Source organism: Leclercia barmai (assembly GCF_049312895.1).
GTDB classification, from domain to species: Bacteria; Pseudomonadota; Gammaproteobacteria; order Enterobacterales; family Enterobacteriaceae; genus Enterobacter; species Enterobacter barmai.
This window is the reverse complement of record NZ_JBMNWZ010000001.1, coordinates 455,316-469,326: the sequence shown is the minus strand read 5'-3', so window position 1 is coordinate 469,326 and position 14,011 is coordinate 455,316. Positions and strand designations below refer to the sequence as shown.

Annotated in this window: 13 protein-coding genes; 8 read left to right on the top strand and 5 right to left on the bottom strand. The window is 53.7% G+C overall.

Annotated features, from left to right (window positions below):
* Positions 1-12: 12 nt before the first annotated feature.
* Entirely contained in the window at positions 13-555 is a 543-nt protein-coding gene (seqA, locus tag ACOYA6_RS02160) for a replication initiation negative regulator SeqA (protein ID WP_039029313.1), read from the bottom strand.
* A gap of 183 nt (positions 556-738) precedes the next feature.
* On the opposite strand from seqA, the gene ybfF reads away from it, so the two are divergent.
* From ybfF to fur, 4 genes are all read left to right on the top strand, one after another.
* Positions 739-1,512 (top strand): esterase, encoded by a 774-nt coding sequence (ybfF, locus tag ACOYA6_RS02155; RefSeq protein ID WP_039029312.1) that lies wholly within the window; start codon positions 739-741, stop codon positions 1,510-1,512.
* Between the two features lie 128 nt (positions 1,513-1,640).
* On the top strand, positions 1,641-1,928 hold the full coding sequence (gene ybfE / locus ACOYA6_RS02150; protein ID WP_039029311.1) for a LexA regulated protein: 288 nt from the start codon (positions 1,641-1,643) through the stop codon (positions 1,926-1,928).
* 155 nt (positions 1,929-2,083) lie between these two features.
* Positions 2,084-2,614, top strand: coding sequence for a flavodoxin FldA (gene fldA, locus ACOYA6_RS02145; RefSeq protein ID WP_039029310.1), 531 nt, complete (start codon positions 2,084-2,086; stop codon positions 2,612-2,614).
* A gap of 291 nt (positions 2,615-2,905) precedes the next feature.
* The gene (gene fur / locus ACOYA6_RS02140; protein ID WP_010428651.1) at positions 2,906-3,352 is read left to right on the top strand and encodes a ferric iron uptake transcriptional regulator; all 447 of its coding nucleotides are present in this window, start codon (positions 2,906-2,908) and stop codon (positions 3,350-3,352) included.
* 156 nt (positions 3,353-3,508) lie between these two features.
* On the opposite strand, the gene chiQ is transcribed toward fur, so the two are convergent.
* The 4 genes from chiQ to nagE all read right to left on the bottom strand — a co-directional run bounded on the left by chiQ (position 3,509) and on the right by nagE (position 9,596).
* Positions 3,509-3,838 carry a ChiQ/YbfN family lipoprotein gene (gene chiQ / locus ACOYA6_RS02135; protein ID WP_422654497.1) on the bottom strand — a complete coding sequence of 110 codons (330 nt, stop codon included), beginning with the start codon at positions 3,836-3,838 and terminating at the stop codon, positions 3,509-3,511.
* Positions 3,839-3,884: 46 nt separating this feature from the next.
* Entirely contained in the window at positions 3,885-5,291 is a 1,407-nt protein-coding gene (chiP, locus tag ACOYA6_RS02130; RefSeq protein WP_039029309.1) for a chitoporin ChiP, read from the bottom strand.
* A gap of 435 nt (positions 5,292-5,726) precedes the next feature.
* Positions 5,727-7,394, bottom strand: coding sequence for a glutamine--tRNA ligase (glnS, locus tag ACOYA6_RS02125; RefSeq protein WP_223074879.1), 1,668 nt, complete (start codon positions 7,392-7,394; stop codon positions 5,727-5,729).
* Positions 7,395-7,574: 180 nt separating this feature from the next.
* Entirely contained in the window at positions 7,575-9,596 is a 2,022-nt protein-coding gene (nagE, locus tag ACOYA6_RS02120; protein ID WP_422653950.1) for an N-acetylglucosamine-specific PTS transporter subunit IIBC, read from the bottom strand.
* Positions 9,597-9,920: 324 nt separating this feature from the next.
* On the opposite strand from nagE, the gene nagB reads away from it, so the two are divergent.
* Genes nagB through nagD form a run of 4 tightly spaced genes read left to right on the top strand, consistent with a single transcriptional unit; the run spans position 9,921 to position 13,953 of the window.
* On the top strand, positions 9,921-10,721 hold the full coding sequence (nagB, locus tag ACOYA6_RS02115; protein WP_422653949.1) for a glucosamine-6-phosphate deaminase: 801 nt from the start codon (positions 9,921-9,923) through the stop codon (positions 10,719-10,721).
* A 56-nt stretch (positions 10,722-10,777) separates the two neighbouring features.
* Positions 10,778-11,926 carry an N-acetylglucosamine-6-phosphate deacetylase gene (gene nagA / locus ACOYA6_RS02110; RefSeq protein WP_422653948.1) on the top strand — a complete coding sequence of 383 codons (1,149 nt, stop codon included), beginning with the start codon at positions 10,778-10,780 and terminating at the stop codon, positions 11,924-11,926.
* Positions 11,927-11,934: 8 nt separating this feature from the next.
* Entirely contained in the window at positions 11,935-13,155 is a 1,221-nt protein-coding gene (nagC, locus tag ACOYA6_RS02105) for a DNA-binding transcriptional regulator NagC (protein ID WP_039031344.1), read from the top strand.
* 45 nt (positions 13,156-13,200) lie between these two features.
* Positions 13,201-13,953, top strand: coding sequence for a ribonucleotide monophosphatase NagD (gene nagD, locus ACOYA6_RS02100; RefSeq protein ID WP_039031345.1), 753 nt, complete (start codon positions 13,201-13,203; stop codon positions 13,951-13,953).
* The last annotated feature ends 58 nt before the right edge of the window (positions 13,954-14,011 follow it).

Sequence of the window (14,011 nt, the reverse complement as noted above, 5' to 3'; positions counted from 1 at the left end):
CTGATGCAAGGGTTAGATAGTACCGCAAACCTTATCAATCAATTCCACCGGGAACTGCATCGACTGCATGATGTGTTCGATCATGCTGCGCTTACGTCCGGTATTGGTATTGGTGATCACCCAGTACGGTGTACCAGGCAGGTGCTTGGGTTTAGTTTGATTGCCATTCTGTAACAGCGTCTGCTCGTCACCCGCGAAATAGACGCGGGTACGGCCATGCAGGGATTCCGTCGCATCGGCAAACGCGTTGTTATCCAGTGAATAGAGTGTAGTCAGCACCAGCATAAAGCGGTTAACTGCTTTCTTCTGCTCAGCGTATTCGTCAGAAAGCAGCAATTCGCGCATCGCACGCACTTTGTCTTTGACAGGCGACAGCGGCTTTTCCTGCGCGACGGCAACAGGCTGGCGCGTCTCTTTGATGGCCGGAGCGGCAGGCTGCGAGGCGGCGGCAATTTTCAGCATGCGCCGTAAAATGTCGGACGCGCTCTCACCGATATGCCGCGTCTGGCTGGCAATATACTGATAAAGCTCGTCATCAACTTCGATTGTTTTCATCTTAATCCAGTGCGATATCTTATCTGAATACAAGTCGTTGGGAGTATAAGTTCAAAACCCAACAGCGGATAGCGTCAAGCCAGAATGGCGGCAAAAGTCAGAATTAACTGTTTCCTTGCAGCCGGGCGGCAGAATGGTCAACATGATACCCTAACCTGACATACGTAAAAAAAGAACTTTGCCATGAAATTGAATACCCGAGCGCAATCTGCACAATCGCCGCACAATAATTCTCCCATCGTCCTGGTTCATGGCCTGTTTGGTAGCCTGGATAACCTTGGCGTGCTGGCACGGGATCTGGTGACCGACCACGCGCTGCTGCAGGTGGATATGCGCAACCATGGTCTGTCTCCGCGCTCGCCGCAGATGACCTACGCTGACATGGCGCAGGATCTGCTGGATACACTGGATGAACACCATATCGAAAAAGCAATCCTGATTGGTCACTCGATGGGCGGCAAAGCGGTGATGGCGCTGACGGCTCTTGCGCCAGAGCGTATCGCTGGCCTGGTGGTGATCGACGTAGCGCCGGTAGATTATGACGTGCGCCGCCACGATGAGATCTTCGCCGCCATTAATGCCGTGACGGACGCGGGCGTCAGCACCCGCCAGCAGGCTGCGGCGCTGATGCGTGAGCATCTGGACGAAGAAGGCGTGGTGCAGTTCCTGCTGAAATCCTTTGTGGACGGCGAGTGGCGCTTCAACGTGCCGGTGCTGTGGGATCAGTATGACCATATCGTCGGCTGGGAGTCGGTTCCGGCGTGGCCGCACCCGACCCTCTTTATTACCGGCGGCAACTCGCCCTATGTAACCGAGGCGTACCGTGATGCGCTGCTGGCGCAATTCCCCGAGGCGCGTGCGCATGTGATTGCCGGGGCCGGGCACTGGGTTCATGCCGAAAAACCGGACGCGGTGCTGCGCGCCATCCGTCGGTACCTCGCTGACATCAATAATTGATTAAAAAGAGAGCGACTGGTCGCCCGTGGGCCTCCAGTCGTTGGCGTGCCGTTTTCGGTGATGTATGATGGCGCGCTTATCGCCCGGGCATTAGCAGGGTGTCTTGTTTCCCCCGAAGTCTCAAAATCATGGCCAAAGAACACACGGACCGCACGACAATAGATCTGTTCGCGAATGAGCGTCGCCCGGGACGACCGAAAACCAATCCGCTTTCGCGTGATGAACAGCTGCGCATCAACAAGCGCAATCAGCTTAAACGCGATAAAAGCCGCGGGCTTAAACGCGTCGAGCTGAAACTGAATGCTGACGCCGTCGATGCGCTGAACGAGCTGGCGAATGCCCGTGAGATCAGCCGCAGTGAGCTTATTGAAGAGATGCTGATTTCACAGCTTGAGAAATGGCACGGTAAAGCGTAAGTCAGAAAACTCCCCTTCTTGTTGCTTTCATGTAGCACAGAGTGCAGTCCTGGGTGATAGCAGTTTCCGCAGGCTTCTCTGTTCTGCTATGATTGCCCTTATCCGTGGCTAAATTACGCCACCATACCATTAAGTTTCAAGAGGTTATTTTACTCATGGCAATCATCGGCATTTTTTTCGGCAGCGACACGGGTAACACCGAAAATATCGCAAAAAACATTCAAAAACAGCTAGGTAAAGACGTTGCCGATGTGCATGACATTGCGAAAAGCAGCAAAGAAGATATCGAAGGTTACGATATCCTGCTGCTGGGCATCCCGACCTGGTACTACGGCGAAGCGCAGTGCGACTGGGACGACTTCTTCCCGTCTCTGGAAGAGATCGACTTTAACGGCAAACTGGTTGCCCTGTTCGGCTGTGGCGATCAGGAAGACTACGCAGAGTACTTCTGCGATGCGCTGGGCACCATTCGCGACATCATTGAACCGCGCGGCGCCGTCATCGTCGGCCACTGGCCAACGGCCGGTTACCACTTCGAAGCGTCCAAAGGTCTGGCCGATGATAACAACTTCGTCGGTCTCGCCATTGATGAAGACCGCCAGCCGGAACTGACCGCTGAGCGTGTAGATAAATGGGTTAAGCAGGTCCGCGAAGAGTTGCACCTCGACGATATTCTTAATGCCTGATGAAGTTGCGGCGCAATGATTAAGTTGCGCCGCATTGATAGGTATAAGCAATCAAAATAATTGCTACAAATTTTTAACTTTTGCTGTCATACCTGTACAATGATCCAGGTTCAAACGGGTCACCCTGTAACAAGTTTGTTGGCGGTACCACGTTTTTATAAGCATACTTTACTTGAGACTTGCAGTTTTCATTACGTCATGGCAGTTCTATAATGAGACGCATTATCCCAGGTGCATTTTCTGTCACTTCTTCTTTAGAAGTGAATCGTTTAGCAACAGGACAGATTCCGCATGACTGACAACAACACCGCATTAAAGAAGGCCGGACTGAAAGTCACGCTTCCACGGTTAAAAATCCTGGAAGTGCTTCAGGGTCCGGATAACCATCATGTCAGTGCGGAAGACTTATACAAACGTCTGATCGACATGGGCGAAGAGATTGGTCTGGCTACCGTTTACCGTGTACTGAACCAGTTCGACGATGCAGGCATCGTTACGCGTCATAATTTCGAAGGCGGTAAATCCGTATTCGAACTGACGCAGCAGCATCACCACGATCACCTGATTTGCCTGGACTGCGGCAAAGTGATCGAATTCAGCGACGACTCTATCGAATCCCGTCAGCGTGAAATTGCCGCCCGTCACGGCATTCGTCTGACCAACCACAGTCTGTACCTGTATGGCCACTGCGCCGAAGGTGACTGCCGCGAAGATGACCACGCGCACGACGCGAAATAATTCATCCGCACACGCTGAGCCAACCTGAAGGTTGGCTTTTTTTTGCCTGTAATAACGTAAAAAAGCCCGGCGGCGCTACGTTTACATGGGCCTACAACGGTGAAATCACCCGTAGGCCCGGTAAGCGCAGCGCCACCGGGCGTTAAAGACAGCGGATTACTTGCTGTTATTACTGCGAATTTCCTGCCAGATCTTATCGCAGTTTTTGGTGACGTCCTGATTGTTACCCGTTTTACGCGCCATGATACAGGCCTGGTAATCGGCCACTCTCACGGTCTCCTGGGTCGCAAACTGTTCGTGCGCCTTATCCTCGCGCAGCACGTTCAGCACGCTCTGGCAGGCTTCAATTTTTTCTGGTGAACCTTCAGCAGTATTGATGCAGGCGCTGTAGGCCTCTTTAAGACGGGTGTCTTCTTTCTGGGTCTGCGGTTGTGCGCAGGCGGTCAGTCCTGATGCCAGCAGCGCGACCAGTACGATTTTTTTCAGCATAGCGGTCTCCGGTCGGCGGGGTTATCCCCCGCCGGGTTAGTCATCAGAAGATGGTGAACGGTGCGATAACCATAAACTTCACGTCACGCTCGTCCTGGAAGATGTTGCCGTAACCGCCGCCGTAGCTTGGGATGTCGGAGTGGTTGTCATACTGCGTGAAGTGCAGTTTGAACATGGTCCCTTTCGCGCGACCGTCCTGCAGGGTGTAGATCGCATCCAGGCTGTAGGCCGACTCTTTGATCTTGTTAGAGGCGATATCTTCACGCTGGCCCGCGCTGTTGATCAGCCAGTCTGCTGGTTTTGCATCCCATGCGTAAACATAAGAGGCACCGACGCTCCAGCCTGCCAGGTTCCAGTTGCTCAGGTCGTACATCGCGCCAAAGAAGACCGCTTTTTCGTCGTTGGCGTTGAAGTCAGAGCGGTTATCCCACCACACGTCCAGACGACCGTTGGAGGATGCATAGGTTGGGGTCATACGCTGCAGGAAGTAGCCCTGCTGGCCTTCCGCTTTCACATAAGTCCCTTCCAGGCGTAAATCGACCTGACCGACTTTGTAACCCAGGGTCAGCGCCTGCAGCCATGCCGTGCCGTCGTAAATATCATTTACGGTGCCGCTGTCGGCTTTATCACGCGTACCGTAGAATTGATAGCTGGTAGAGAGCGGGCCGCCCACGATATCGAACTTGTAGCTGGCTTTGGCAAAATACTGATCGATGAAGCCTTCAGCCTGACCAAAAGCGGCTTCCAGAATCAGGTTATTTTTGAAGTCGTACTTCGCGCCAAAGGAGTGGAGATAATCGACGCGGGTCTTTCTGTCATTCTGATAGAACTTGTCCATCTCGAGGTGCCATGGGGCTTTATACTCGTTGGTCCACATGTACGAGAAGCTCAGCGCCCCGCTGTCACCGTAGTCAAAGTTCGCCCCGGCTTCCGCGCCCTGGTAAGTACCCGGCATAAAGCTCCAGTGCGGTGCTAACAGGGTCTGGCCGGTTGGCTGCAGCCAGCCGCCGCGCGCCCACAACGGACCATATTTGAATTTTGCAGCCGCTTTGTACAGGCTGATCCCGCTCTTATCGCCGGACCAGTCTTCTTTGTAAGCTTTGTTGCTGGAGGAGAATGCAATTTCGTTCGGGTGGCCGCTGTCACCATTTTCTGCCATTTCGATGGCGGTGAAGGCCGCTAAATCAAGACCGAACATGTCGGCAGCATAGCCGGACTGGAAATCAAGGTTGGCGTTCCAGGTGGAGTGAGCCAGGTTAGTTTTGTATTTATCTGCCTCGACATCTTTACGGTCACGTTCACGCTGCCAGTAATAGACACCGCCCGTGAGGGTTGAATCATCAATAAAACCTTCGGCCTGGGCTTTCGGAGAAACCATCCAGCCTGACATTGCTGTAACACCGGCAATAGCCAGCGCAAGCGCACTACGTTTGCCACTAAACGTACGCATAATTAATCCTCTTTGACGTATTTAAAAGCGCCTTAAACGGCGAAAAACAAAAAGTTAAAAGTGGAGGCAACCGGAAATACCCGCTTACATCTCCTGCCTTTAGACTATTTTTCGCGACGCGAATTATCAATGCTTTTCCGCGATCAAAAGTCAGGATTATGACAAAGCGCACATATTTGATTGCCATTTGTAACAAAGCGAATGGAGGAGAATTTTTAATTAAAATAATGTTCGGAATGAGCGATTTATTTTTAACAGGCAGGTTTTAAGCAGCTTATCCGGAAGTTATTACCTGGAATTTGTGCAAAGGAAGAGAAAGAGAATAGTTTTAAGAAATGGAATTAATTCGCATCGCGAACATTTATATAATTAAGAGCTTGATCGTGATGCAAAAAAAACGCCGCTGTGCGCGGCGTTTATCAGAACAATAATCAGTTATTCACCGACTTTCGCCCAGGTATCACGCAAACCGACGGTACGGTTAAATACCAGTTTGTCCGCAGTAGCGTAGCGGCTGTCGAGGCAGAAGTAGCCTTCACGCTCAAACTGGTACGCATTACCGGCAACGGCGTCTTTCAGGGATGGTTCAGCAAAGCCCTGTTTGATCACCAGCGAATCCTGGTTAATCACTTCCAGGAAGTCCTCTGCCGCGCCCGGGTTTGGCACGCTGAACAGACGATCGTACAGACGGATTTCAACCGGCAGCGCATGTGCTGCGCTCACCCAGTGGATCACGCCCTTCACTTTGCGACCATCAGCCGGATCCTTGCTCAGGGTCTCGGCATCGTAGGTGCAGAAGATAGTGGTGATATTGCCTTCTGCGTCTTTTTCAACACGCTCGGCTTTAATCACGTAGGCATTACGCAGGCGCACTTCTTTGCCCATCACCAGACGCTTGTACTGCTTGTTCGCTTCTTCGCGGAAGTCGGCGCGATCGATCCAGATCTCGGCGCTGAACGGCACGTCACGGCTGCCCATCTCCGGCTTGCTCGGATGGTTAGGCATGGCCACCAGCTCGCTTTCGCCCTGCGGGTAGTTTTCGATAACCAGTTTCACCGGATCGATAACGGCCATTGCGCGCGGCGCGTTTTCGTTCAGATCTTCACGGATACAGGACTCCAGCGACGCCATCTCGATGGTGTTGTCCTGCTTGGTCACGCCGATGCGTTTGCAGAACTCACGGATTGAGGCAGCGGTATAGCCACGACGACGCAGACCGGAGATGGTCGGCATACGCGGGTCATCCCAGCCTTCAACGTGCTTGTCGGTGACCAGCAGGTTCAGCTTACGCTTGGACATCACGGTGTATTCCAGATTCAGACGAGAGAACTCGTACTGACGCGGATGTACCGGGATGGAGATGTTATCCAGCACCCAGTCGTAGAGACGACGGTTGTCCTGGAACTCCAGCGTACATAAGGAGTGAGTAATGCCTTCCAGCGCATCGCTGATGCAGTGGGTAAAGTCGTACATCGGGTAGATGCACCACTTGCTGCCGGTCTGATGGTGATCGGCAAACTTAATGCGGTACAGCACCGGATCGCGCATAACGATAAACGGCGACGCCATATCGATTTTGGCACGCAGGCAGGCTTTACCCTCTTCGAAGCCACCGGCACGCATTTTTTCAAACAGCGCCAGGTTCTCTTCCACGCTGCGATCGCGGTACGGGCTGTTTTTGCCCGGCGCGGTCAGGGAGCCACGGTATTCGCGGATTTCGTCAGCGGAAAGCTCGTCAACGTAGGCCAGACCCTTGTTGATCAGCTCTACGGCGTAGGCATACAGCTGGTCAAAATAGTCAGAGGAGTAGCAAATGTCGCCAGACCAGTTGAAGCCCAACCATTGCACGTCGTTCTTAATGGACTCTACGTATTCGATATCTTCTTTCACCGGGTTGGTGTCATCGAAACGCAGGTTGCATTGACCCTGGTAGTCCTGCGCGATGCCGAAGTTCAGGCAGATCGATTTCGCATGACCAATGTGCAGGTAGCCGTTCGGCTCCGGCGGAAAACGGGTATGAACAGTGGTGTGCTTACCAGTGGCCAGATCTTCATCAATGATCTGACGGATAAAGTTGCTCGGGCGGGCTTCAGCCTCACTCATCGTGGATTCCTCAAAGCGTAAACGACGTATAACGGCATATGATCTTATAAGCCGGCCGTAGTGACAACCTTTAGTTACGCAAAAAAAGGTCTCCGGAGAGAATTATGGGGGCGATTGCTGCAAAAAAAAGCGGCGGGGATATTCCCCGCCGCTCAGGCATTAACGCTTACTCAGGAGCACTCATTTGCCTTTAATTTCATACAGAGGTGTCTGACCGGCAACTACCTGACCCTGCGCCTTGATAACCAGGCCGCTGAAGTCGTCGATATTGCTGCAGACAACCGGGCTAATCATGGAGCGCGCATTGGCGTTCAGGAAATCGAGATCCATCTCCAGAACCGGCTGACCCGCAACCACTTCTGCACCCTCTTCGACCAGGCGTTTAAAGCCCTGGCCACCCAGCGCAACGGTATCGATACCCATGTGGACAACGATCTCCGCGCCTTTGTCTGTTTCCAGGCAGAATGCGTGGTTGGTGTTAAAGATTTTAACGATGGTGCCGGCAGCCGGAGAAACCACGGTTTTATCCGTTGGTTTAACCGCTACGCCATCACCCACGGCTTTGCTGGCGAAGGCCTCATCAGGAACCTGCTCCAGGGCAACCACGTCACCGGTCACTGGCGAAACCAGTGCTGCGATGGTGGTGGCGTTGGCAACAGCCTGTGGCTTAGCGGCAACAGGTGCGGCGGCAGGCGCCGGAGATGCGGCAGCGGCAGCGACAGGACCGGTGGTTTTCATTGCATTAGCGATCTTCTCAGCCACGAAGCCAACGATAATCTGCACGCTGGTTTTGTTCAGGCGGATAACGCCAGACGCGCCCAGACGCTTAGCCATCGCTTCGTTGACCAGAGAGGAGTCTTTCACGTTCAGACGCAGACGGGTGATGCAGGCATCGATACCGGTCAGGTTGTCTGAACCACCAACCGCAGCGATGTACTGACGCGCCAGGCCAGAAACGTCTTCGGTGGTAGCAGCACTCACGTTCACGTCCTGACCATCGGCTTCGCTACCGGCAACCGCCAGCTCACGACCCGGAGTCATCAGGTTGAATTTGGTGATGGTGAAGCGGAACACCACGTAGTAGATCACGAAGAACACCAGACCCTGCAGGATCAGCATGTACCAGTGAACCGCCAGCGGGTTACGGGAGGAGAGCACCATATCCACCAGGCCGGCGCTGAAGCCGAAGCCCGCAATCCACTGCATGGAGGCCGCGATGAACACGGAGATACCGGTCAGTACAGCGTGGATGACGTACAGTACGGGTGCCACGAACATGAAGGAGAATTCCAGCGGCTCGGTGATACCGGTGAAGAAGGCCGCGAATGCGCCCGCCATCATAATACCCAGTACCTTCGCTTTGTTCTCTGGACGCGCGCAGTGGTAGATAGCCAGCGCTGCACCCGGCAGACCGAACATCATAATCGGGAAGAAGCCCGCCTGATAACGACCCGTAATACCGATTTCTGCTTTGCCAGCAGCAATCGACTGTGCACCGCCGAGGAAGTTAGGGATATCGTTGATACCGGCAACGTCAAACCAGAATACGGAGTTCAGTGCGTGGTGCAGACCGACCGGGATCAGCAGACGGTTGAAGAACGCATACACGCCCGCACCGACAGAACCCAGTTTCTGGATGTGCTCACCGAAGTTCACCAGACCGTCGAAGATCACCGGCCAGATGTACATCAGAATGAAGGCCACAACGATCATCACGAAGGAGGTCAGGATCGGCACCAGACGACGACCGCTGAAGAAGGAGAGCGCTTTTGGCAGCTCAACGCCGCTGAAGCGGTTGTAGAGTTCAGCGGAGATGATACCCACCAGGATACCCACGAACTGGTTGCTGATCTTACCGAACGCTGCAGGAACCTGGTCCGCAGGGATCTTCTGGATCATTGAAACCGCAGCCGGGGAACAGAGCGTGGTCAGCACAAGGAAGCCCACAAAACCGGTCAGTGCCGCAGCACCGTCTTTATCTTTGGACATACCATAAGCCACACCAATGGCAAACAGTACGGACATGTTATCGATAATGGCGGAACCAGACTTGATGAAGAACGCCGCTAACGCGTTGTCCCCACCCCAACCCACCGGGTCAATCCAGTAACCGACACCCATCAGAATCGCTGCCGCTGGCAGCGTGGCGACCGGCACCATCAAGGCGCGGCCTACCTTTTGTAAGTAACCTAAAATGCTCAATTTGTTCCCCCTATGAGACCCCGTTAACGGTGTATTCTCAGCTGTGTTTTTATTGTGTCACTAACTTGTAAATACAGTTGATGATTCACTGGCTTTGAGAGTGTGTGGAAAATTAATTCGTATCGCAAATTAAACGCGTACTTTTTGTGAGTTTTGTCACCAAATATTGTTTATCCCCCTCCCCTGGACTGGCAAACAGCGAAAACTTATTTTATGATACGAAAAATCAAGACGAATTGCCCCCTCTCGGTGTGAACCAGGTTAGGCTTAGATCATGCCCCGACAAGCAATCCGCCAACTCTTACTAAACTTCAGAGGTGAATAATGAGACTGATCCCCCTGGCAACCGCAGAACAAGTCGGCAAATGGGCTGCTCGCCATATCGTAAACCGTATTAACGCGTTCAAACCTACAGCCGATCGTCCTTTTGTACTCGGTCTGCCTACCGGTGGCACACCTCTTACCGCCTATAAAGCCCTGGTTGAGATGCATAAAGCGGGCCAGATTAGCTTCGAACATGTTGTTACCTTCAACATGGACGAGTACGTTGGCCTGCCAAAAGATCATCCGGAAAGCTACCATAGCTTCATGCACCGTAATTTCTTTGATCACATTGATATTAAACCGGGAAATATTAACCTGCTGGATGGTAATGCACCGGATATCGACGCTGAATGCCGTCATTATGAAGAAAAAATCCGTGCTTACGGCAAAATCCATCTGTTCATGGGTGGCGTGGGCAACGATGGCCACATCGCGTTTAACGAGCCAGCCTCTTCCCTGGCCTCCCGTACCCGCATCAAAACACTGACCCATGACACCCGTGTGGCAAACTCCCGTTTCTTTGATGGCGACGTTAACCAGGTGCCAAAATACGCGCTGACCGTTGGCGTGGGTACCCTGCTGGACGCGGAAGAAGTGATGATTCTGGTGCTGGGCAGCGTAAAAGCGCAGGCGCTTCAGGCGGCAGTAGAAGGCAACGTCAACCACATGTGGACCATCAGCTGCCTGCAGCTGCATCCGAAAGCGGTTGTGGTGTGTGATGAGCCGTCCACCATGGAACTGAAAGTCAAGACGTTAAAATATTTCAACGAATTAGAAGCAGAAAACATTAAAGGTCTGTAATGTGACGCCGTCTCTGCCTGCAGAGACGGGATGCTATTTTTAAACCGGGGGTCGTTATGTACGCTTTAACCCACGGTCGGATTTATACCGGCCATGAAATTCTGGATGACCATGCGATTGTGATCGCAAATGGCCTGATTGAACGTGTCTGCCCACTGGCCGAACTGCCAGCGGACATTGAACAACGCTCGCTCAATGGAGCAATCATCTCCCCCGGTTTTATCGACGTACAGCTTAACGGCTGCGGCGGCGTGCAGTTCAACGATACCGCAGACGCCGTAACGGTTGAAACGCTGGAAATTATGCAGCGCGCCAATGAAAGATCGGGCTGCACCAGCTACCTGCCAACGCTGATCACCACCAGCGACGACCTGATGAAGCAAGGCGTTCGCGTCATGCGTGAATACCTGGCGAAATACCCGCACCAGGCGCTGGGCCTGCACCTTGAAGGTCCGTGGCTGAATATCGTTAAGAAAGGCACCCATAATCCGGATTTCGTCCGTCAACCTGACAACGAGCTGGTTGATTTCCTGTGCGCGAATGCGGATGTGATCACCAAAGTGACCCTGGCGCCAGAAATGGTCGACCCGGAAGTGATCCGCAAGCTGGCGGGCGCGGGCATTGTGGTCTCTGCCGGCCACTCCAACGCCACGCTGAAAGAGGCCAAAGTGGGCTTCCGCGCGGGTATCACCTTCGCAACGCATCTTTATAACGCCATGCCGTATATTACCGGGCGTGAGCCGGGTCTGGCCGGGGCGATCTTCGATGAGCCAGACGTCTACTGCGGCATCATTGCCGACGGTTTACACGTCGATTACGCCAACGTGCGTAACGCCAAACGTCTGAAAGACGACAAGCTGTGCCTGGTGACCGACGCAACGGCACCGGCAGGGGCAAATATTGAACAGTTCATTTTTGCTGGTAAAACAATATACTACCGGAATGGACTCTGTGTGGATGAGAACGGAACGTTAAGCGGTTCGGCTCTGACCATGATCGAAGGCGTGCGTAATCTGGTTGAACACTGCAGCATTGCCCTTGATGAAGTGCTGCGTATGGCGACGCTCTATCCGGCACGCGCGATTGGCGTAGACAAACAGCTGGGCAGTATTGCCCCGGGAATGGTCGCTAACCTCACCGCATTCACACAGGATTATAAAATCATCAAGACCATCGTTAATGGTAACGAGGTCGTTACAGAGTAAACAAAAGTATGACACCTGGCGGACAAGCTCAAATTGGCAACGTTGATCTGGTAAAGCAGCTAAACAGTGCGGCGGTATATCGACTGATCGACCAGCACGGACCCATCTCTCGGATCCAGATTGCAGAACAGAGCCAGCTTGCCCCCGCCAGCGTGACCAAAATTACCCGTCAGCTCATTGAGCGCGGGTTGATCAAAGAAGTGGATCAGCAGGCCTCCACCGGGGGCCGTCGCGCTATCTCCATCGTTACCGAAACCCGCAATTTCCACGCCATTGGCGTACGCCTTGGGCGTCATGACGCCACTCTGACCCTGTACGATCTGAGCAGCAAGGCCGTTGCTGAAGAGCACTACGCGCTGCCGGAACGCACCCAGGAGACCCTTGAACATGCCCTGCTCAACGCCATCGAGCAGTTCATCGAATCCTGCCAGCGCAAAATCCGCGAGCTGATCGCCATTTCTGTGATCCTGCCCGGGCTCGTCGACCCCGAGAGCGGGGTGATCCGCTATATGCCGCATATTCAGGTGGAGAACTGGGCGCTGATCGACGCCCTGGAAAAGCGCTTCGCCGTCACCTGCTTTGTCGGCCACGATATCCGCAGTCTGGCCCTGGCGGAGCACTACTTTGGTGCGAGCCAGGATTGTGAAGACTCAATTCTGGTGCGCGTTCACCGGGGTACGGGTGCCGGTATCATCTCCAACGGGCGCATCTTTATCGGCCGTAACGGTAACGTGGGCGAGATTGGCCACATTCAGGTTGATCCGCTGGGTGAGCGCTGCCACTGCGGCAACTTTGGCTGTCTGGAAACCGTCGCTGCTAACGCCGCCATTGAACATCGCGTCCGCCACCTGCTGGAACAGGGTTATCAGAGCCGGGTCACGCTCGATGACTGCAAAATCAACGCCATCTGCCGGGCTGCCAATAAAGGTGATGCACTGGCCTGTGAAGTGATCGAACAGGTTGGCCGCCATCTGGGCAAAACCATTGCTATCGCGATCAACCTGTTTAACCCACAAAAAGTGGTGATCGCCGGTGAAATTACCGAAGCCGAAAAAGTGCTGCTGCCCGCTATCGAAGGGTGCATCAATACTCAGGCGCTGAAGGCGTTTCGCCAGAATCTGCCTGTCGTTCGCTCTGCGCTGAACGACCGCTCCGCGATTGGCGCCTTTGCGCTGGTAAAACGCGCCATGCTTAACGGTATCCTTTTGCAGCGTTTGCTGGAAAGCTGACAGCGTTTTATAGTGTCGCCTTCTTTTTTGGATGTCGGGAAGTTCATGACTATTAAGAATGTTATTTGTGATATCGACGGCGTGCTGATGCACGACAACGTTGCCGTACCGGGCGCAGCGGAATTTCTTAACGGCATCATGGAAAAAGGCATGCCGCTGGTTCTGCTCACCAACTTCCCGTCGCAGACAGGACAGGATCTGGCGAACCGTTTTGCCACCGCCGGTATCAATGTCCCCGACAGCGTGTTTTATACCTCCGCAATGGCCACCGCAGATTTCCTGAAGCGTCAGGAAGGCAAAAAGGCCTATGTGGTCGGCGAAGGCGCACTGATCCATGAGCTCTATAAAGCGGGCTTCACCATCACCGACGTCAATCCTGACTTCGTTATCGTTGGCGAAACGCGCTCCTATAACTGGGAGATGATGCACAAGGCGGCCTTCTTTGTCGCCAACGGTGCGCGCTTTATCGCCACCAACCCGGATACCCACGGTCGTGGCTTTTATCCGGCCTGCGGGGCGCTCTGCGCCGGCATCGAGAAGATGACCGGTCGCCTGCCTTTTTATGTCGGCAAGCCCAGCCCGTGGATCATCCGTGCAGCACTCAACAAGATGCAGGCCCACTCGGAAGATACGGTGATCGTGGGTGACAACCTGCGTACCGATATTCTGGCGGGCTTTCAGGCCGGACTGGAAACCATTCTGGTGTTGTCGGGGGTATCCACTCTGGACGACATCGATTCAATGCCGTTCAGGCCGAGCTGGATTTATCCCTCGGTCGCGGAAATTGATGTTCTGTAACCCGAAACCACGTCCCCGGACGTGGTTTTTTCATTTTACCGCCACTAAAACAGCCCTC